The following is a 20,350-nucleotide window of genomic DNA, read 5'->3' as shown; positions in this document are numbered from 1 at the left end:
AGTAAATGAAAAATACGGGTTTGTTGATCAGAACGGCGATCATTGTTGTGGTCGCCTTAGTGGGCATCTATGTGGTCTTCGGGCCTCGGCATTCGCCGACGGCGGCAGATTTCTCTTGGGAAGGAATAAAGAAAAACCTTTCTGAGAATATCAACCTCGGGCTCGACCTGAAGGGCGGTTCGCATCTTGTGATGCGTGTTAAGACGGATGAGTACCTTAAGACTCTTACGGAAAACAACGCTCAGGCCGCTTTAACGGCGGCACAGGACGCGAAAATGCCCGCCACGGAGAACCGTGTCACCGCAGAACCCGGCAACTATCAAGTTGACATTGTACTTTCTGACCCTTCGCAGGCAAATGCAACCGCGGAAGAGATCAAGAAAAAGGTCGATTTCTTCAATTGGACCGAGTCTATCGACGGCAACACTATCAGCTGGTCGCTCCCGGTTCAGATGCAGGAACTGCTAAAGCGTCAGGCCGTGGATCAGGCACTTAAGATCATCGAAAGCCGGATCAACGCATTCGGTGTGAAGGAGCCTACGCTGCAGAAGCATGGTGCTGAAAGTGCGGGCCAGATCCTTTTGCAGATGCCGGGAGTCGATGACCCGGAGCGTGTAAAGAACCTGATCGGTGCCGAGTCAAATCTGACGCTGATGAAGATCGTCAGCCCTCCGAATCCTTCGCCCGTTCAGACATATCCGACCGAGGATGCTGCTCGACAATCTCTGGGCGGGACGGTTCCTCCTAATAGAAAGATTTTCCCTTATTCGGAACGCGACGAGCCTACGGCGGGAGCCTCGGCCACGCCGGACCCGAATAGACCAAAATCCTATGTGGTGGTCGAATATCCGGCGATCGTTGACGGCAGCGAACTTCGTGACGCCGCTGCAACATCGCGTACGGGGAGCGACAGGGACTTCGAGATCTCATTCTCTTTGAAGCCCGCGGGTGCACAGAAATTTGGTGATTGGACCGGTAAGAATATCGGAAACTATATGGCCGTTGTTCTAAATGATGAGGTCAAATCTGCGGCATACATTCGCTCGCAGATCTTTGACCAAGGGCAGATCACCGGACGTTTTACGAAGCAATCTGCTGAAGACCTCGCACTCACCCTAAAATCGGGTGCGTTGCCCGCAAAGATCGAATATCAGGAAGAGAGAACCGTCGGCCCGAGCCTCGGCGCTGACTCTATACGTGCGGGTGTTTCCGCATCGTTGGCGGGGTTGGTCTTCATCATCATTTTCATGCTGTTTTATTACCGCGGCTCGGGTATCAATGCGGTGATAGCCCTGCTTTTGAATATGATCCTAACCGCGGCGGCGTTGATCACGATGGATTCTACGCTGACCCTTCCGGGTATCGCAGGTTTCATTCTGGGTATCGGCATGGCGGTCGACGCGAACGTGCTTATATTTGAGCGTATGCGTGAAGAGATCCGCGACGGGCGTGAGATACCGAAGGCGATAAAGAACGGTTTTGACCGGGCGTTCATTACAATTGTCGACTCGAACGTAACGACGATCATCGCGGGCGTGATCCTTTATATGTACGGTTCAGGCCCGATACGCGGATTTGCGGTAACCCTTATCCTGGCGCTGTTGATCAACCTGTTCACGGCTGTATTCGTTTCGAGGACGATCTTTATGTGGCTGCTCGAACGCAATCCGGAAATGAAGAAGTTGAGCATCTAGGCCGACAGAGCTAACAGGGTTTCGAAAGAAAGAAATGTTTCAGTTTTTTACTAACCTCAATATCGATTGGATGGGATGGCGAAAGGTATTCGTCGTTATATCGATAATTGTCTTGATCGCGGGAATGGTGTCCGCCGTTGGCCGCCAGATCACTCCCGGCGGTACCGATGCTTTTAATCTCGGCGTCGATTTTCAGGGCGGAACGGTCATCACGGTCAAGTTCAAGGAGAAGCCGACCGCCGATGCGGTTCGCGCTGCTTTGAACAACGTTGGTATCGGCGATGCGGTGATCCAGGATTCTACTGACAAAGTCGATGAGAAGCTGATCAAGATACCGATAATCGAAGGCAAGGAACTTCCGGCAGCTCAAACAGAGGGCGAAGGCGGGGCTGCCGAGCCGCAAGCCCCTACAACCGGAACGCAAGTTGAGGTCGGCCGCGCAGCTGTGAAGCGGGCACTTGATTCGTTCGGTCGCGAAGCGTCTGCAGAGATGCCTTTGGATCAGGACGCGGAGGCGGCATACAAGATCGTGGGCACGGACTCTGTCGGTCCTGTGGCCGGGGCCCAGCTAAGAGATGCGGCTGTTTTGGCGACGCTTCTCGGCATGGTCGGTATTTTGCTTTTCATAGCCTTCCGATATGACTGGACCTATGCAGGCGGAGCAGTCGTGGCGGTTTTCCACGATGTGCTGGTTACGCTTGCCTTTTTCTCGATCTTCCAATGGGAAGTAAATTTGACCGTTCTCGCGGCCATGCTGACGCTGGTCGGCTTCTCGGTCAATGACAGTATCGTTATCTTCGACCGTATTCGCGAGAACCTTACGCTGCACAGAACCGAGTCGCTTTATTCGTTAACGAATCAGTCGATCAATCAGACAATGTCGCGAACTATCGTGACAAACGGACTGACGACGTTGGCGGTACTTGCTCTAGTGCTGTTCGGCGGAGAGGTCCTGAGGAGTTTTTCGTTAGCGTTGTTTGTCGGAGCAATTGCGGGAACATATTCGACGATCGCCATCGCGAGTCCGATCGCGATTTGGTGGCAGGGGAAGATCGGCGTAGCTGAAGTGAAGGACGTTCTTTCGCCGCAAGAAGAGGGAACAAAACTGGCTTCGAGTTCCAGGCGTTCGGTTACACGGCGGCCGGTAACTCGATAGCTTTATCTATTGATTACTTCGGCGCCGAAATCAGTAAAAAGGTCTTGTTTTATCTTGACTTTCGGATATCAACCTTTTAGACTTCGATTGTTGTTGGTCAATAGATGATTTCACTCTGCTTTGTCCTAATTCGTTGAGGAGAGGTGCGGGTGAATTCTTTTGTATTACGGTTCAAGTCCGAGGGAATTCGGGCGGCCGTTCAGACAAAAACGACCAAGTGGTTTTTGACCCGGTTTGGCACCGATAGTTAAGTGAGGTAGTAAGAAATGCTTGACCAATTAGTAGAATCTAGAGACAACTCCAGCGTTAATAAGAGACGCGGCGAATTCGTCCTCGTGACGTTCATCATCGCAGTTTCAGTATTGCTCGCTTCATGGACCGCAAGTCTTTTCGGAAAGGACTTCAGTGGTGTCAGTGACGGCCTTGAGCTGACGACGCTGGTCGCACCGGTCCCGGTCGCCGAGGAAGAGCCGCCGCCGCCCGAGGAGAAGAAGCCTCAGGAACAGAAGCAGCCTGATGTTGACGTTCGAAAAGAACTAATTCAGAACATCATGCAGTCGCCGGTAAAACCGCCGGACACTATCAGTACGACCAAGAACCAGGTCAAAGAAATGCGTCTTGACCGCATCACCAAGCTGGGTACATCAGATTCTGACACCGGTGCCCGAGTGGATCCGGGAGTAGCTCGTGTTGTCGATTCGGGCGGTACAGGAGGACTTTCTACCGGATCCGGTACGTCTACGCGCGGCCGCGATGATGACGACGATGCACCGCCTCCGCCAAAGCCGACCCCGAAACCCGCCCCCAAAACAGTTTCAGGCGGAGTTTTGAACGGTAAGGCCATCAGCCTGCCGAAGCCGGCCTATCCGCCGGCAGCAAAAGCTGTCCGTGCCGGCGGTTCGGTAAGCGTGCAGGTTTTGATCGACGAGAATGGCAACGTTGTTTCAGCTAACGCCGTAAGCGGCCACCCGCTGCTTCAGGCAGCTGCCGCATCGGCGGCTCGCGGAGCCAGATTCAGCCCGACACTTCTCTCCGGACAACCGGTCAAGGTTTCAGGTGTCATCACATACAATTTTGTGCCGTAATGCGGCATTTCACGCAGGGGTGGTATTTGCCGCCCCTGTAGTTTTGAAAGCATTAGAGTTTTGCAATCGTAGCAGATATTTTTTCAATTCTTTGGAGGAAAAACCATGACTTTTGTTAGCAGCCTGATCGGAACTGACTTTTCGGGCTTATTTTTGATGTTCGCCGGAGAGGGCGTATCTTTCGGTATCTACGATATCGCACAGAGCCTTACGATCCCGGGTTGGGGGGTTATCATTACCCTCCTTATCCAGTCGGTTTACCTGATCGCTGTTGGTATTGAGCGCTGGCTTACCTATAACAAGGCGAAAGCACAGTCCCGTCAGTATGCACCGAAGGTCGCACAGGCCCTTAAGAACAGCAATATCGAGGAAGCGATCAACATTAGCGACAAGCATAAAGATTCGCACCTCGCTATGGTCGTTTCGAGCGGTCTGAAAGAATTCGCAGCTCATCAGGGCAGCGGAGAGATCACCGCGGACGAGATGGAAGCGTCGAAGCGTGCTCTTGACCGTGCAATTGCTGTCAAGACAGCCGAACTCAAACGCGGCCTTTCGGGTCTCGCAACCGTCGGTTCTACCGCTCCGTTCGTCGGACTGTTCGGAACCGTCGTCGGTATCATCGGTGCGTTCCAGGCTTTGGCGGTGAACGAATCGGCCGGTATCGGTGCGGTCGGCGGCGCTATCGCAGAGGCCCTTGTCGCTACAGCGTTCGGTATTCTCGTTGCAATTCCGGGTGTGTGGCTTTTCAACTACTTTACGAATAAGGTCACAAGCTTTAGCGTTGAAATGAACAACTCGGCATCGGAACTCGTCGATTACTTCATCAGACAGCGTGCAAAAGGCGCCCGTTAAGTTAGTTCGTCAGTAGTTTAGGAGAACAATGCTATGGGCATGAGTATCGGTGGAACCGAGGAATATAACTCCGAGATCAACGTGACACCAATGGTGGACGTGATGTTGGTGCTGCTGATCATTTTTATGATCGTCACACCACTTCTACAACAGGGTGTCTCCGTTAATCTGCCCCGCGACATGATGAGTCCTGATGAGGACCCTGATATTGCGAAAGACACGTCGGTCGTTATCGCCATCCCGGACAACAGCAATTTTTACATTGGTAAAGAGCAGTTTCCGTTGGATGCGATGGGCGATGTGGTCAAGCGTCGAATGGAGGGCAGGACGCCCGACAAACGCATCGTGTATATCAAGAGCGGAGTGGATGTTGATTACGGACGTGTGGTTCAAGCCATCGAGACGATTCGACGACAGGACATCGATAAGATAGGCCTTGTCGCGGATAAGAAAAAAGGTGGCGACGGTCAGAATTAAAGGTCCCGCCGCAGTTTCTGCGGCGGTATTGACGCAATTGAAGTTATGGGAATGTCAATGCCGAGCTCCGGAAATGAAGGAGCTTCCCCACATATTAATGTGACGCCGCTGATCGACGTTCTTCTAGTGCTGCTGATCATCTTTATGGTCATCACGCCGATGAAGCCGAGTCGATTTGAGGCGAAAGTGCCGGCCGAACCGAAACCGGAGCAGCAGCAGGCAAATGTTAAGCCTAATCCGCTTACGCTTGTTGTCGCTCTGAATCGGGAGACCGGCGGCATAACGCTGAACAACGAGGCGTTCGGTAATATTACGGATACTGAACCTCTTAGCAATCGCCTTAAAGCGATCTTTCAGGACCGCACCAATAACGGTGTCTTCCGGGAAGGAACAAACGAGGTTGAGAAGACCATATTCATTAAGTCGCCGAAGTCGATGCGATATGGTGATGTGGTGAAGGTTATCGACGCGGCAAAAGTAGCCGGAGCCTCGCCTATCGGCTTACAGATAGACGATCTTGCAAATTGATATGCCGTCTACCGGCTGTTCCTGCAACGTTTGTCGGAACAATGAGGGCCGGATGGCAATGAATGGAGTCAAATGATGAGATTCTCTCGTTTAGGGGTTCTTGTTTTACTAACAATAACCGTTTTGGTCGGAGCGAATTGCTCCTATTACAATCGCGTCCTCGCGCGTAAGAACCTTGTTGACGGTTCAAAGGCTTACAAGGACCGTAAGTTCAAAGAAGCTGAGGAACTCTTCCGAGCGGCTATCGCACGCGACCCGAACGGTGAGTATCTTGAAGGCCAGACCGCACAGGTCTTCCTAGCTAGAACATTGCATTCAGAGTACATCGGGAATCGATCTGACACCGCCAAAGCGGAAGAAGCTATCTCAGAGTACCAGAAGGCCCTAGCGATGAATCCGGGCGATCAGAGTTCGTACAAAGCCATTGCCAGTCTCTACGAGAACCTCCAGCGTAGTGATGACTGGCTCAAATGGGTGACCGCTCGTGCCAACAACAACGACATCGCTCCTGAACAGCGAGCAGAGGCCCTGACCTCATTGTCCGCCAAAAAGAACACGTGCGCCAACGATATCACGGACACGGATAAAACAAAGAAGACCATAACCAAGGATGGTAAACCTGCTTTCCAGTTCGTAAAACCTGAGAAGCCGGAAGAGTTCGAAGAACTTAAGAAATGCGTTGAGGAAGGCCGACAGCTCATTGAACGTGCAGTGGCACTAGAGCCCGATCAGGTGAAGAACGCAAAATCACTCGACATCAAGGGCATGTCTGATGCCGATCTCAAGAAAGCACAGGATCTTCTGAAAGTATTCGAATCTGCTCGTTCGTACAGAGCAAGCCTTATGGTTCAGGCCATGAGGGTAGCTGAAATGGATGGACGCAACGAAGACCGTGATCGTCTGAAGACGGAGTCTGATGCGGCCCGTGATAAATTCCTCGAGATCAGCGATGTGGTCAAAAAGATCCAGGCTGAGATCGAAGAACGCGTTGCAGCGGCAGCAGCTGAAACCAAGAAGCCGGAAGAACAGAAACAATAGCGAAGATTTCTTTTCAACTTACGCGGTGCTCAATTACAATTTAATTGAGCGCCGCTTCTTTTTTCGGCGGCAGACCAAATGATCCGGATCGAGGACATCATAGAAAAGGTTCAGCACAATCGGCCGGGAGCCGATACGGAGATGATCCGTCGAGCCTATTTGTTTTCCGCGTTGCATCATCGTGGTCAGATGAGGGCGTCCGGCGAACCTTATCTTGTTCACCCACTCGAAGTGTCCGACATTCTGGCTGATATGCGGCTCGATGACGTCAGCGTTTCGACCGGCCTTTTGCATGATGTCGTCGAGGACACGCTGGTCGACCTCAAGACGATCAAAGAGTACTTTGGTGACGAGGTCGCTCTGCTGGTCGACGGTCTTACAAAGATCGCTAATATCAGCGATCTCCCGAAAGAGAAACAGCAGGCTGAGAATGTGCGTAAAATGGTTCTTGCCATGATCACGGATGTTCGCGTGGTGCTGATCAAATTGGCCGACCGTCTGCACAACATGCGGACGATGCAGTTCTTAAAACCTGAAAAGCGGGAACGTATATCACAGGAAACATTGGATATATATGCTCCGATAGCACACCGGCTCGGCATGGGTAAGATACGCGGTGAGTTGGAGGATCTGGCGTTTCAAAATCTGTATCCTGACGAATATCGCCGTCTGGCTCGCCAAGTAGATGCACGGCGTCCCGAACTTGAAGCCAATCTTGAGAAGATAAAGTCCACCATCGCTGAAAAACTTCGTGAGAACGATATACCGTTTGTTGCCATCGAAGGCCGCGTAAAGCGCCTCTATTCGCTTTGGAAAAAGCTGAAAAAGCAGAAGATCCGTATAGAACAGGTTTACGATCTGATCGCAGCCAGGGTGATAACGCCGAACGACAAAAAGTATTGCTATCTTACGATGAGTGTCATCCATGACGTGTGGACGCCGGTCCCGGAACGTTTCAAGGATTGGATCGGAATTCCTCGTGACAACCTGTACAGGTCTCTGCACACCTCGGTCATTGGCGAGAACGGACAACCGTTTGAGGTTCAGATCCGTACAGAAGAAATGCATCACATCGCGGAAGAGGGCGTCGCTGCACATTGGCGTTACAAAGAGAAGAAGTTGGGCGCGGCCGAAGAGGAAGAGAATCTCGACGAACTTCGAAAGACCGTCGAACGCCTCTTACTGCCATTGGTAGAAGACTCGGAAAGGGCCAGCGACTCAGAGGATTTTGTAGAAAGTCTGAAGCTCGACCTTTATCCCAAGGATGTTTACACATTTACGCCGCAGGGCAAGGTGATCCAGCTTCCGCGTGGGGCGACGCCGATAGATTTTGCCTACACCATTCACTCGGACATAGGCGATTCCTGTACAGGTGCAAAGGTGAACGGCCGCATCGTTCCTCTTCGCAGTGAATTGCACAACGGGGACGTTGTCGAGATCCTCACTACCAAGGATTCAAAGCCTTCGGGCGACTGGCTTAACTTTGTTCAGACGGCCCGCGCACGTAGCAGGATCCGGCATTGGATATCGCAGGAACAGCGGCGGGAATCAATCGAGCTGGGCCGCAAGATGCTCGAAAAAGAGGCCGAAAGATTTCGTTTGACCGTCAAGAAATTCCTGAATAACGAGGCAGAGATCAAGCGAATCGCCAACGACTATGGACTAAGCCGGCCCGATGACCTATTCGCTTCGGTCGGCTACGGTAAGACCCTGCCGCGCAACGTGATCGCAAAACATTTGGGCGCGGAAAAGTTCAAGGAGCTGGACCCCGAAGGTAGAAAAGAGACTCGGCTGAAGTCAGCGGTCAAGGCGGCCCGCAAGTTCATTGGGATGCCGGATGATGCAATCGTGGTCAACGGCGTCGATAATTTGCTTATTACCCGTGCCAAGTGCTGCAATCCTCTCCGCGGCGAAGAAATTGTGGGTTATATATCCCTAGACAAAGGGATAGTCGTCCATAATAAGCGTTGCAAGAATATGTCCTATTTAATGGTGAACAAGGACCGCATTGTTGATGTCAGTTGGGCCAAGACCACGGACGATCACATACAAGCTGTTCAGCTGCTCGCCACGACCGAAAATCGAACAGGTATGCTCGCCGGGATTACCAATGCCATTGCTGAGATCAAGACCGGCATCCGCGACGCCCGTGCGAATGTGTCACGCGATGACACGGGACTGATCGAGGTCACAGTCGAGGTCCATGACAAGAAGCATTTGGATCGGGTGATCAGCGCGATCGAACAGGTTCCGGGGGTTCTCGCAGTTGAAAGAGTAAATAGCTGATCTGAACGAGCCAATAACATCACGTCTCCTTTTCTTTTGCCCCTCTATTCGCTATAATTTGCCTTTTGCCCGACGTACGGGCAGATCCGTTCTTATGAAGAAGATCGTCTCCACAGAAAATGCTCCGGGTGCGATCGGGCCCTATTCCCAAGCGGTTTCGGTGAACGGCATGGTTTATTGCTCGGGTCAGATACCCATCGATCCGGCGACAGGGGAATTTGTTCCCGGTGGTATCGAAGAGCAGACGAGGCAGGTCCTGAAGAATCTTTCAGCGGTACTCGATGCAGCCGGCAGCAGCATTGGGAATGTGGTCAAGACCACGGTCTTTCTTGCGGATATGAATGATTTCGCGGTTATGAACGAGATCTACGCAGGTGTGTTCGGTGAGTCAAAGCCGGCCAGGGCTACGGTTCAGGCCGCTAGGCTTCCTCGCGATGCTCGGGTCGAGATCGAGTGCGTGGCATTGTTAGATTAAGAAAGCCCGAACCGCGATGAGCCGGCTCGGGCATCCTTGTTATTTGAAAACCTCGGTGGAAGTTAGGCGGCTTTTGTTATCCGGCCTGACTTTATACAACGCGTACAAACCTTCATTTTGGCATTGCCGCCGGCAGGCAGCTGCACCCTTACGGGCTGAAGGTTAGGGTTAAAACGCCTCCGCGTTTTGTTGTTTGCGTGTGAAACATTGTTTCCGAACTGCGGGCCTTTCCCGCATATATCGCAGCGTTTTGCCATAATGTTTTCCTCCCGAGGACGGTTACTTTCAGTTGGGCCGTTGACGGCTCAAACTAATATTTGTATCAAATTGGGTTTTACCCAGTCAAGTTAAGTCAAGATAATGAGAAACACTCAAGGAGTAATGGCACTAGTGCAAAAGTTCAATTTCAGATCTACCCTCGCAATCGCGATCGCCGGGATCTCGGTTTTCGCGGCGGCTTGCGGCAACGGTACACCTTCGGCCGGTGGTCCGGGCAAGGTTGACCCTAACGAAACTGCGGCAAAGGTCAACGGCAAGATCATCACGATGGAAGAGGTTGACCGGTCGGTCAAACAGCAGGCTCAAGGGCAGGAATCAAAATTTTCGCCTCTCGAACTTGCCGGCGCAAGACTTCAGGTCCTTCAGAACCTCATCGAGCAGGAAGTGATGTTCCAGAAAGCCGAAAAGGAGAATCTCGTTCCGACAGATGACGAGATCACGGTTGAGATAAATAAGCGAAAGGTGGAAAGCCGGATGTCGGCCGAGGAATTCGATCGAAGAATGTCGGAAGCCGGGTTAACTGAAAAATCATTTCGTGACGACATCAAGAAGGCATTGGCTATAGCGAAACTCGTTGACAAGGTCACCGGCCGTATCGAGAACCCTAAAGACAGCGAGATCGAGCAGTTCTATAAAGGCAATCCGGAGATGTTCATTAAAAAACGCGGCGTCCGTCTGGCGGCGATCGTCGTCGATCCGGCCGACGGCGGCCAGGGTGACACTACGCGCAACCAGGCCGAAGCGGAACAGAGGGTCAAAGAGGTTCTTGCAAAGGTTTCGCAGCCCGCAAGCGATTTTGGTGCTTTGGCTCGTGAATATAGCGAAGATCCCAGCCGTCTTCAGAACGGGGACATGGGATATCTTAGCGAGGATGATCTGAAGCAAAATTATCCTCAGCTAGCTGCGGGTTTTATGAACCCTCAGTTTACGGTCGGACAAATAACGAATGCTCTGAACATTAGCGGCCGCTACTATATTTTCAAGCTCGTAGAACGCATCGAGAAGGATGAAAATCTTACGCTCGAAAGCCCTGATGTGCGTCCGCAGATACAGCAGCTTCTGGTCGAGAACCGCAAGCAGCTATTGGCAGCGTCGTATCAGGCTGTGGCTATGAACGAAGCTAAGATAGAGAATTTCTTGGCTAAGAAGGTTGTCGACAACCCCAACGAATTGAGCGGGGCACGCCCTGCCGGTTCGATGAACGGTGAGTCGAGCTCGAACACCGCTGCGAATTCGAATACAGCAGCGAATGCGAACTCCGCGGCTAATACGTCAGCAAACGGGAATTCGAATACGGCTTCGAACACCGCAGCAGGGTCAAACGCTGCTAATTCCGCGGAAAAGAAGTAGCGTAGATCGGATACCATTACATCCAAGGCAAAAGGCAGAACGTTGTTTTGCCTTTTGCTTTTTCTGATTGTCCATTGTGTTGTTTCGCTTCTCTGACATCACCAAATCCTACGGAGGCAACGAGGTTCTCCGAGGTGTGTCGTTCCAGATCAACCCCGGCGAAAAGGTCGGACTGGTTGGGCGTAACGGCGCAGGTAAGACCACGCTGTTTCGTTTGCTTACAGGAGCCGAGTCGCCCGACGAGGGGGCGGTCGTAAAGATGAACGGCCTCCGCATCGGCTTGTTGGATCAGCACGTTGATTTTGGGGCCGGTGACACGGTTCACACCGCTGCTTTGTCGGCCTTCAAGCAGATCCATGATATTGAGGCCGAAATGCGACGCTTGGAAAGACAGATGGAAACCGACCATTCTGATGCGATCCTTGAGCGTTACGCGGATCTTCAGACGGAGTTCGAACACGCCGACGGGTTTACTTATGCTGCCAAGGCCGAGTCCGTTCTGCTGGGTGTCGGATTCAGCCGAGAACAGTGGAACATGGACACTGCGATCCTGTCCGGCGGCCAAAAGAACCGGCTGGGAATGGCTAGCTTACTGCTGTCGAATGCGGATCTACTCTTGCTTGACGAGCCTACGAATCATCTTGACGTAAATGCGGTCGAATGGCTTGAGGGGTATTTAAAGGAGATCGACAAGGCGTTTGTGATCATCAGCCACGACCGCTATTTCCTGGATCGCACCGCCGAAAGGATCATTGAGATAGAGAACGGCAAGGCTGTCAGTTATAAGGGGAATTATTCAAAGTTCATCGTTGAGCGCGAGCTTCGACGCGAACAGCAGCAACGTGAATATGAAAACCAGCAGGCGCTGATCAATAAGACGCAGGAATTCATCCGCCGAAATCTGGAAGGTCAAAAGACAAAGCAGGCAAAATCTCGCCGAACCATGCTCGAGCGAATGGAGCGAATCGATGCCGTCCGAAGCGAGAAGCATGGCGGAAACTTCAATTTGAAGAACGTCGAAAGAACAGGCAACAATGTTCTCACTACCGAAGACCTCGCCATCGGCTATGGCGACACAGTCCTTGCAAAAGCGATCAATATCTCCCTGCATCGCGGAGGTGTTCTCGGTGTAATTGGTGCAAACGGTACAGGCAAAACTACACTTTTAAAAACATTACTCGGCCAGATCCGCGAGGTCTCCGGCAGAGTGACGTGGGGAACCAAGGTTAACATCGGCTATTATTCGCAGTCACTCGACGACCTCTATGACGGAAACGACGTGATCGCGGAGTTTCGCCGTGTCGCTCCAATGGTCGAAAATGGTGAGGTCCGGTCGTTTCTGGCACGTTTTCTTTTTTTCGGAGAAGACATCGAAAAGAAGGTACGGGATCTTTCGGGCGGCGAAAAGGGAAGACTGGCCCTAGCAAAACTGATCTACTCTCAGAAGAATGTTTTGATACTCGACGAACCGACGAATCATCTGGACATTCCGGCCCGAGAAGCACTGGAAGCGGCATTGGACGAATATCCGGGAACGATCATAACCGTTAGCCACGACCGCTTTTTCCTTGATCGTATCGCGACACAGATCCTATCGCTGGAGGCAGATGGAACAGTTCTCGATTTCAACGGGAATTACACCGAGTTTCACGATTGGCGGGACAGCAGGCGTGCAGCAAGCGATGATAAGAACGTGAGGTCCAACGTAATTGTAGTGAAATCTGCACCGAACGCCGCCCGAACCAAATTCTCAAAAAACCAACGTCAGCAGATAGAACGGCGGATCGCAGAGATCGAAAAACGGCTTCCGGACATGGAAAAAGAAGTACTGCGGCTGACAAGTGAGATGTCAGAACCGGAAGTAGCTGCGGACTATCCGCGGCTTCAGGAACTAACGGACGCGCTAACTAAAGCCGAAGAAAGCGTCAACGCCCATTACCGGGAATGGGAAGAGCTTAACGCGGAGTTGATCTAGCGTCCGCGAAATCTCGCATTGCACCTGGCCATATTGCTGCCTAACATCTGGTAGCGATCGCAACACATCCCTTAGCAAGTTCACCGATATAGGACAATGCCAGTTTTGAGAAACGAACCGCGTGATTAGCATTATTATTGCTGCGGGCGATCGTGTCATTCGCGGTGTGGATCGCGGAGTTGTCATTGCCGAGAGGCGCCTCAAAAGGGAACGACGCAGGGTAGCTCTTGTTATGCCAAGACGCATGATCTGAACACGCATAGCCGCACGAGGAGTTACCGATGGTCAGGCCCGGTTGATAGGTGGTGAGCAGATCACGGAGGAACTGGTTCTGTGCCGCATTGGTGTTATCCGTGATCATGACCATATCGTAGCCTTGCGTGCCCCGGTAATTGGTCATGTCCAACTGCATTACGCCGAGAACGTTCTTATTGGCATTGCGGTATGAGGTTGCAATTGCATTTGAGCCGCGAAGGCCTACTTCTTCCGCGGCGTATGCCATGAACTGAACCGTTCGTTCAGGCTTGAAGCCGGTTTCCATCATCACACGGATCGTTTCGGTCAAAGTGGCGATCCCGGACGCATCGTCATCGGCGCCGGGAGCCGATGCTGTTTGACCCGATGAATTGATCGAATCCTGGTGGGCCCCTAAGACAATGATCTCGTCCGGAAACCGAGTTCCCCAGATCGTCATGATGATCGAAGGCTGAGGCGAGGTGGCGGTTGGGTGGTTGAAGAACTCGATCGAGATCTGTCCGCGGCTTTGACGAGCCGCAAGCAGTGACCACTTGTCCTTTATCCAGTTAGCCGATTGGAGGCCGCTAGCTTGATTGTAACGGCGGTTCGGAAACGCCGAGAGATCTATAATTGTCTGACGGAGATGCGGCTCGTTGACGTAATTCAACATGGAATTGACCGCGATAGGATTGTCGATAGTGTAGTTTACGAATTGCGACTCGGTCCTGGCTGCGTATTGATCTCGTGCCCAAATTAACGCTTCGTTCTCGTCAGTGTGCGCCACATATCCGCTGCACTTATGAAAGTTGTCGTGCATAGCACGCGACAGATCTTCCATCTGCTCGTCAGTAAGTTTCAGGATCGCTAGGTCGCCAACGACCTGTTCAACGCCGACATCCGAAAGGCTGCTGCGTTTCTTAGAACCGCGGTTCGAAAGGATATGCTGCAGTTCCGACGAGTCAACTGAGATCCAGAACTCCGATGGACCGGCTTTAGTGCTGCCGGTCTGAAGGGCAATAAAAGCGGCCAAACAAAAAACCAGCGAAGAAATAAGAAAAGTTCTTGCGAAGCGCGACATTAAACGGGTTACCTCTCAATATAAGTAATGCGCCAATGATTGAAGATACATCAAAAACCTGCAATTTGCACCCGGCGTTACGATTCCAATCGATAATTTGGTGCTTCTTTCGTGATGATCACATCGTGTACGTGGGATTCACGGAGGCCTGCCGAAGTGATGCGGACAAAGCGCGCATTTGTCTGGAGGTCCTTGATATCCCGGCAGCCGGTATAACCCATTCCTGAACGGAGGCCGCCAACAAGCTGCGTGACCATGTCAGCAACGGTGCCCTTATATGCCACTCGGCCCTCGATCCCTTCCGGAACGTATTTCGAATCGGTTACGGTTCCTTCCTGAGAGTAGCGGTCGCTCGAGCCCTTTTTCATGGCTCCGATCGAGCCCATGCCGCGGTATGTCTTGAAATTTCGCCCTTGGAACAAGATGACCTCGCCCGGAGCTTCTTCGGTTCCTGCAAATAGTGAGCCTATCATCACGCTGTCAGCTCCTGCAGCGATAGCCTTTGCGACATCGCCGGAAAATTTGATGCCGCCATCGGCGATCACCGGAACACCGGACCCGGCGGCTGCCGCAACACATTCCACGATGGCGGATATCTGCGGAACGCCCGCTCCGGTGACGACGCGTGTCGTGCAGATCGAGCCGGGCCCGATCCCGACCTTGACAGCGTCAACACCCTCGAATATCAGTGCTTTCGTCGCTTCGTCGGTGGCGATGTTGCCCGCGATTACATCGATCCCGCTGAATTTGGACTTCACTTGGCTCACAGCCTCGATTACACGGGAACTGTGGCCGTGGGCAGTGTCGATGACGATAGCATCGACCCGCGATTCGACCAATGCTGCCGCACGCTCTAAATAATCTCCCGTAGCTCCAATTGCCGCTGCACAACGAAGACGTCCCAACTCGTCTTTTGCGGCAAGAGGGAAGTTGATCGCCTTTTGTATGTCCTTGACCGTGATCAGGCCTTTCAGATGGCCGTCATCATCGACTACAAGTAGCTTTTCGATACGGTGCTTTTGCAGCTTCACCTTTGCTTCGTCAAGCGTCGTGCCGACCGGGACTGTTACCAGCGGCTGAGGTGTCATGACCTCGGAAACGGGAATATCGGTACGGGTTTCGAATCTAAGATCTCGGTTAGTAATTATGCCGACAAGCAGACCCTCAGAGTCAGTGACCGGCACGCCGCTTATTTTGTAATGCCCCATGATGTTGAGGGCCTCCGAGACGAGAGCTTTATCGTTGATCGTCACGGGGTCGACGATCATTCCGCTCTCACTCCTCTTAACTTTGTCCACCTCTTCTGCCTGGGCCTCAATAGACAGATTCTTGTGAATTACGCCAATGCCGCCCTGCTGAGCGAGGGCTATCGCGAGGGACGCCTCTGTTACCGTGTCCATTGCGGAAGAACAAAGCGGAATATTCAGAGATATGTTTCTTGAAAATTGTGTGCGAGTCTCGGCATCACTCGGTAGGATCTCGGAATATGCAGGGACGAGCAAAACATCATCAAATGTGAGCCCTTCGGCAATTGAGGTGATTTCCATAGCTAATTATATACAAAAATGCCCGCATCAAAACCTGCGGACATTCTATTCGATTCAATCTACCGGCCTACTGGCTTGGCCTGTTTACCGCAGAATTCCGCGGTGAAGCAGGCGTTGATGCCGGTGTTGTTGCCGGCCGCTCAACCGTTGGCCTGGGCGTTGGCCGGACACTATTGGTTCCACGATCAACATTGGAAGCCGGTCTCGGCGTCGGGCGAGGTGTCAACGTTGCCGCCGGTGCAGCGGGTGAAGCGGCAGTGTTTCCTGCTTCGACCGCAGGCGTCCCCGCAGGGGCGGTTGTATCTGCAACAGCCGGTGTTGCCGCCGGAACCTCGTCCGTGATAGTTCCGCTGGACCATATCCGGGCAAGGTTCTCCTTATTTATTTCAAAGTCGATGGCATTACGCCGCGGCTGAAGAGGTTGTGACGGGAGTGCGATCTCTTTGCCGTTTATCAAGAGCTGCACGTTTGCAGCGAGCGAACGGGAATAGCTAAGCTTTAAACTCTCTTTCGGCTCAAAAACGATCGGCGTTCCCGGTACGACGACCGTACTGCTCTGTTTGCCGTCGGAATTCACACTTAGAGAGACCGGTTCAGCGACAGCTTTGAACTCGATCTTAACACTTGCCATTTCTGGGGCAGACGACTCAGGCACCTTCTGTCCGACAGGGCTCTGCTGTTCGGTGTTTGTCGCTGCAGTATTCGAAGACGGTCGGACAGGAATGTCTTCAGCGGGCCGGCGCAAATAATCCACCAAAAACAAAATACCGGCGCTCATTATGCCGAGGATGACGACCGCTCCGATGATCGTTGGGATCGATGAGTTCGAGGTTCTGTCGTCTGTAAGGACCTCAGGCCGATAGGGTAGGTCGGGCTCCTCAGAAATGGCGGGAGACTGAATTCGCGAATAATCAGCAAGAGCCTCCTGCTCGTCAACACCGACGAATTTTGCATACGACTTTACGAATCCCTTGTTGAAGATCCCGCCGGGAAGAGGGCCATAATCGTCATTTTCGATGCACTCGATATAGTGGGGCGAGATCCGCGTCTGCTCCGCTACCTCACTGATGGAAACACCGCGGTCTTCGCGGGCCTGTCGCAGCTTTTCACCCAAAGTTTGTGACATTATAAACGTCCAGGAGGAGCAATTATCCAAGAAAAACGCTAGTCCTTAGGATTGAAATATATCTTTCCAAAGCATTGTGTGTCAATTGATTGAGCCTTTTACCTTCAGCATTTACGCTTTGCTTTTGGCAATATGCATCAGTTGTATTAGTATCTTTCTAGCACTACAACTAGTGAGGATGTCCAAATGAGCTTAGAAGCATTAGGAATGGTTGAGACAAAAGGCTTCGTTTCGGCTGTCGAGGCCGCTGATGCCATGGTAAAGGCTGCAAATGTGAGACTTATCGGCAAAGAATACATCGGCGCCGGTTATGTAACGATTTTCGTACGCGGTGACGTCGGTGCGGTAAAAGCGGCGACAGATGCCGGAGCGGCGGCCGCAAGGCGAGTTGGAGAACTCATAAGTGTGCATGTCATTCCGCGTCCGCACGGCGAAGTCGAGCGCGTGCTGCCCAAAGGCGGATCCGTGGGTCTTAGCCCCGACGAAAAAGCTCTCCGCGGCGGCGGCAAGCAGCTTTCTGCCGGCAGTGCTTCCTCGGAAGCGTCGGGTTCGGCCGCTAGTAAATCGAAATCACGCTAACTTCGGATCGGTTAAATTCGAGAAGTCCTAACATAGGTTTGACCATCGGCGATGGCTGACAAAGACCTAAAATCGATACAGCAGGCTCGCGACGCGGTAGAGGCCGCGTCTCTTGCATTTAAGGCCGTATCTGCGTTTTCGCAGGCTCAAGTTGATGACATTTGCCAGCAGATGTCGCTTGCTGCTCTGAGTGAATCGGCACGGCTTGGCCTGATGGCGCATGAAGAAACGGGTTTTGGAAAACCCGATGACAAACGCGAGAAAAACCGATTCGCGGCCGAAGACGTATGGGCACGATTCAAGGGGCTTCGTACCGTTGGCATCGTAAATGAAACCCCGTCGATCGTTGAAATTGCTTCGCCTCGTGGAGTGGTCGCAGCTATCATTCCCTCGACCAATCCAACGTCTACTGCGATCTTCAAAATTCTGATCTCGATCAAGTCGCGAAATTCGGTGGTTCTCTCACCTCACCCATCGGCGGCCAACTGTATCGCGGAAACGGCCCGGATCATGCGGGATGTGGGCGTTACGGCAGGTCTTCCTCCGGAAGCTATTATTTGTCTGACCGAATCTACCATCGACGGGACCGAGGAACTGATGAAGCACAAACAGACCGCCGTAATACTTGCGACGGGCGGAACCGGGCTTGTGCGTGCTGCTTACTCGTCAGGAAAGCCGGCTTTCGGTGTGGGGCCCGGCAATGTGCCCGTTTTTATTGAACGGTCCGCTAACGTCGAAAAGGCCGTTGCTGACATTCTGACAGGAACATGCTTTGATAACGGCACGATTTGCGCGTCCGAGCAGTCGGTTGTTGTCGATCGTTCCGTTGCGGGTGCCGTTAGGGAACAGTTCAAAGCACAGGGTGCCTGTTTTTTGTCTCCCACCGAAGCCGATGCGGTCGCAAAGGTACTGGTTTCGCCGCAGCGTTCGCTTAATCCGAACATTGTAGGGAAGTCGGCTGAATTCATTGCTCAACTTGCAGGCATAACAGTTCCTGCGGGAACCCGCTGTTTGATCGCGGACTGCGGCGGCGTCGGCCGCGATTTTCCTTGGTCGATCGAGAAACTTTCGCCGACCCTCGCTTTTTTTGAGGTTGGAGGAGTTGATGAAGGGGCTGAACTTTGCCAAAAGATCCTTCATTTCGGCGGTATGGGGCACACTGCGGGAATGCATACAAAAGACCGCACCGCTGCAATCCGTTATGGTGAGTTGATGCCTGCTGCACGCGTGATCATTAATTCGCCCACAACACACGGGGCGATCGGTTTCACAACAGACCTTCCGCCGTCAATGACGCTCGGATGCGGGTCTTGGGGAGGAAACGTTACGTCTGACAACATTTCTCCTCTTCATCTGATGGACATCAAAAGGGTCGCATTTGAAACAAAGCCGATCAATCGAGCTGCAGCAGCTTCTGCCCCGCAGGTCGAGACGTCGTCAAAAGCTGTATCACCGAGACGCCCTGACAGAAAAGAGATCGAGGCGATCGTCGATGGATTTTTGAGCAAAAAGCTTTTGGAAGATCCGCATCCGGAACCTGTTAAGCAGGCACCTGCCGCTCCGCCCCAAGCCGTGATTCATGAGATAAACGAGTCTAATTCCGCCCAAGACCGCGATATCCCGAAGCCGGTCGAATTTGTAAGCGAAGACGATGTTCGGCGAGCTGTGCAGAACGGAGAAAAGATCTACATTTCAAAGAAGACGATACTTACACCGTCCGCGAGAGACCTTGGCGAGGAAAGGGAGGTTTTCGCAAGGATCTGATGTCGGCAACGGTTGAGAAAGCTCTTGGTGAATGCGGAAACTGCGGAATGGCGGTAAGGGAGAATACTTTCTTTTGCTACAACTGCGGACACCAGGTGGCGGAATTACCTGAAAATGGATCGCTTACGGTCGACGAGGTTGAGGCTCGTACGGCACTTGCGGAAATCACAGAAAAGATACACGAAGACGAAAAAGAGGTTCGGGACCTCGAATCTGCGGCAAGAGAGCGAAAGCGTTCGCGTTCAACAAAAAGGAAGAAAACAGAGATCGTTTGGACGCCTGCGTCGAACCGGTCGAATCTTTTTTTGGTCGTCGTCTCGCTGCTGATCGCCGTGATGGTTTTTTCCGCGATCTTTGTGATGGTTCTGTGGAAATAGGATGAAAGGGCTATGGTCGCTCCGATCACGATATTCTTTCTCACGATAGGTCTTGGCCTATTGTTGGTGGGACTGTTCATTATGTTTCTCAAGCAACGTCGAAAATTAAAATAGGTATCAATTGTATGCAGGCACTCGGAATGGTCGAATGTATGGGTCTCGTGGCGATGATCGAGGCGGCTGATGCGATGGTAAAGTCAGCAAATGTTCAATTGGTCGGCTATGAGAAGGTCGATGCAGGACTTGTCACCGCAATTGTCAGGGGCGAGGTCGGAGCTGTAAAAGCCGCAGTGGATGCCGGTGCCGCTGCGGCGAGACGTGTGGGAACCGTGACAGGCATTCATGTGATACCGCGGCCCCATTCGGAGGTAGACGAGGGGATCCCCGTGTTGGTCACCGGTGAGACCAATCGCAAAAAGATCTCGGGTACCGTACCTGAAAACTAGA

General features: G+C 52.4%; 19 protein-coding genes. 15 read left to right on the top strand and 4 right to left on the bottom strand.

What is annotated here, in order from left to right; all coding sequences use genetic code 11:
• Positions 1–5: 5 nt before the first annotated feature.
• The 9 genes from secD (at position 6) to IPM50_01870 (ending at position 9,591) form a co-directional block, all read left to right on the top strand.
• Positions 6–1,694, top strand: a complete 1,689-nt coding sequence (secD, locus tag IPM50_01910; protein QQS33361.1) for a protein translocase subunit SecD — start codon at positions 6–8, stop codon at positions 1,692–1,694.
• Between the two features lie 34 nt (positions 1,695–1,728).
• Positions 1,729–2,850 (top strand): protein translocase subunit SecF, encoded by a 1,122-nt coding sequence (gene secF, locus IPM50_01905; GenBank protein QQS33360.1) that lies wholly within the window; start codon positions 1,729–1,731, stop codon positions 2,848–2,850.
• A 266-nt stretch (positions 2,851–3,116) separates the two neighbouring features.
• Positions 3,117–3,935, top strand: coding sequence for a TonB family protein (locus IPM50_01900; protein ID QQS33359.1), 819 nt, complete (start codon positions 3,117–3,119; stop codon positions 3,933–3,935).
• A gap of 105 nt (positions 3,936–4,040) precedes the next feature.
• Positions 4,041–4,787, top strand: coding sequence for a MotA/TolQ/ExbB proton channel family protein (locus IPM50_01895; GenBank protein ID QQS33358.1), 747 nt, complete (start codon positions 4,041–4,043; stop codon positions 4,785–4,787).
• Between the two features lie 39 nt (positions 4,788–4,826).
• Positions 4,827–5,264 (top strand): biopolymer transporter ExbD, encoded by a 438-nt coding sequence (locus tag IPM50_01890; GenBank protein ID QQS33357.1) that lies wholly within the window; start codon positions 4,827–4,829, stop codon positions 5,262–5,264.
• A 45-nt stretch (positions 5,265–5,309) separates the two neighbouring features.
• Complete coding sequence (locus IPM50_01885; GenBank protein ID QQS33356.1) at positions 5,310–5,792, top strand: biopolymer transporter ExbD; 483 nt, start codon at positions 5,310–5,312, stop codon at positions 5,790–5,792.
• 72 nt (positions 5,793–5,864) lie between these two features.
• Complete coding sequence (locus tag IPM50_01880) at positions 5,865–6,830, top strand: hypothetical protein (protein QQS33355.1); 966 nt, start codon at positions 5,865–5,867, stop codon at positions 6,828–6,830.
• A gap of 78 nt (positions 6,831–6,908) precedes the next feature.
• Complete coding sequence (locus tag IPM50_01875) at positions 6,909–9,116, top strand: bifunctional (p)ppGpp synthetase/guanosine-3',5'-bis(diphosphate) 3'-pyrophosphohydrolase (protein ID QQS33354.1); 2,208 nt, start codon at positions 6,909–6,911, stop codon at positions 9,114–9,116.
• A 94-nt stretch (positions 9,117–9,210) separates the two neighbouring features.
• On the top strand, positions 9,211–9,591 hold the full coding sequence (locus IPM50_01870) for a RidA family protein (protein ID QQS33353.1): 381 nt from the start codon (positions 9,211–9,213) through the stop codon (positions 9,589–9,591).
• A gap of 62 nt (positions 9,592–9,653) precedes the next feature.
• Here IPM50_01870 and IPM50_01865 read toward each other — a convergent pair whose 3' ends face one another.
• Positions 9,654–9,848, bottom strand: a complete 195-nt coding sequence (locus IPM50_01865; protein ID QQS33352.1) for a 50S ribosomal protein L28 — start codon at positions 9,846–9,848, stop codon at positions 9,654–9,656.
• A gap of 124 nt (positions 9,849–9,972) precedes the next feature.
• Here IPM50_01865 and IPM50_01860 point away from each other — a divergent pair, with 124 nt between their 5' ends.
• Positions 9,973–11,220, top strand: a complete 1,248-nt coding sequence (locus IPM50_01860; GenBank protein QQS33351.1) for a SurA N-terminal domain-containing protein — start codon at positions 9,973–9,975, stop codon at positions 11,218–11,220.
• A 76-nt stretch (positions 11,221–11,296) separates the two neighbouring features.
• Positions 11,297–13,195 (top strand): ABC-F family ATP-binding cassette domain-containing protein, encoded by a 1,899-nt coding sequence (locus IPM50_01855; protein QQS33350.1) that lies wholly within the window; start codon positions 11,297–11,299, stop codon positions 13,193–13,195.
• Between the two features lie 40 nt (positions 13,196–13,235).
• Here IPM50_01855 and IPM50_01850 read toward each other — a convergent pair whose 3' ends face one another.
• The 3 genes from IPM50_01850 to IPM50_01840 all read right to left on the bottom strand — a co-directional run bounded on the left by IPM50_01850 (position 13,236) and on the right by IPM50_01840 (position 17,183).
• Positions 13,236–14,462: a M20/M25/M40 family metallo-hydrolase gene (locus IPM50_01850; protein QQS33349.1), complete on the bottom strand. Its 1,227-nt coding sequence runs from the start codon at positions 14,460–14,462 to the stop codon at positions 13,236–13,238.
• A 125-nt stretch (positions 14,463–14,587) separates the two neighbouring features.
• Positions 14,588–16,057, bottom strand: coding sequence for an IMP dehydrogenase (gene guaB / locus IPM50_01845; GenBank protein ID QQS33348.1), 1,470 nt, complete (start codon positions 16,055–16,057; stop codon positions 14,588–14,590).
• Between the two features lie 67 nt (positions 16,058–16,124).
• Positions 16,125–17,183, bottom strand: a complete 1,059-nt coding sequence (locus IPM50_01840; protein QQS33347.1) for a helix-turn-helix domain-containing protein — start codon at positions 17,181–17,183, stop codon at positions 16,125–16,127.
• Between the two features lie 186 nt (positions 17,184–17,369).
• Between IPM50_01840 and IPM50_01835 the strand changes: the two genes are divergently transcribed.
• From IPM50_01835 to IPM50_01820, 4 genes are all read left to right on the top strand, one after another.
• Positions 17,370–17,762 carry a BMC domain-containing protein gene (locus tag IPM50_01835; protein QQS33346.1) on the top strand — a complete coding sequence of 131 codons (393 nt, stop codon included), beginning with the start codon at positions 17,370–17,372 and terminating at the stop codon, positions 17,760–17,762.
• A 51-nt stretch (positions 17,763–17,813) separates the two neighbouring features.
• A complete protein-coding gene (locus IPM50_01830) occupies positions 17,814–19,526 on the top strand; it encodes an aldehyde dehydrogenase family protein (protein QQS33345.1) in 1,713 nt (570 codons plus the stop codon).
• Positions 19,526–19,903, top strand: a complete 378-nt coding sequence (locus tag IPM50_01825) for a zinc ribbon domain-containing protein (protein ID QQS33344.1) — start codon at positions 19,526–19,528, stop codon at positions 19,901–19,903. Before IPM50_01830 ends, IPM50_01825 begins: the two co-directional genes overlap by 1 nt.
• Positions 19,904–20,028: 125 nt before the next feature.
• The gene (locus IPM50_01820) at positions 20,029–20,349 is read left to right on the top strand and encodes a BMC domain-containing protein (protein QQS33343.1); all 321 of its coding nucleotides are present in this window, start codon (positions 20,029–20,031) and stop codon (positions 20,347–20,349) included.
• Position 20,350 lies beyond the last annotated feature (1 nt).

The sequence above is a fragment of the Acidobacteriota bacterium genome (assembly GCA_016700075.1).
GTDB lineage: Bacteria > Acidobacteriota > Blastocatellia > Pyrinomonadales > Pyrinomonadaceae > OLB17.
Note: the sequence above shows the minus strand (reverse complement) of the source record. Positions and strands in the feature narration are given on the sequence as shown.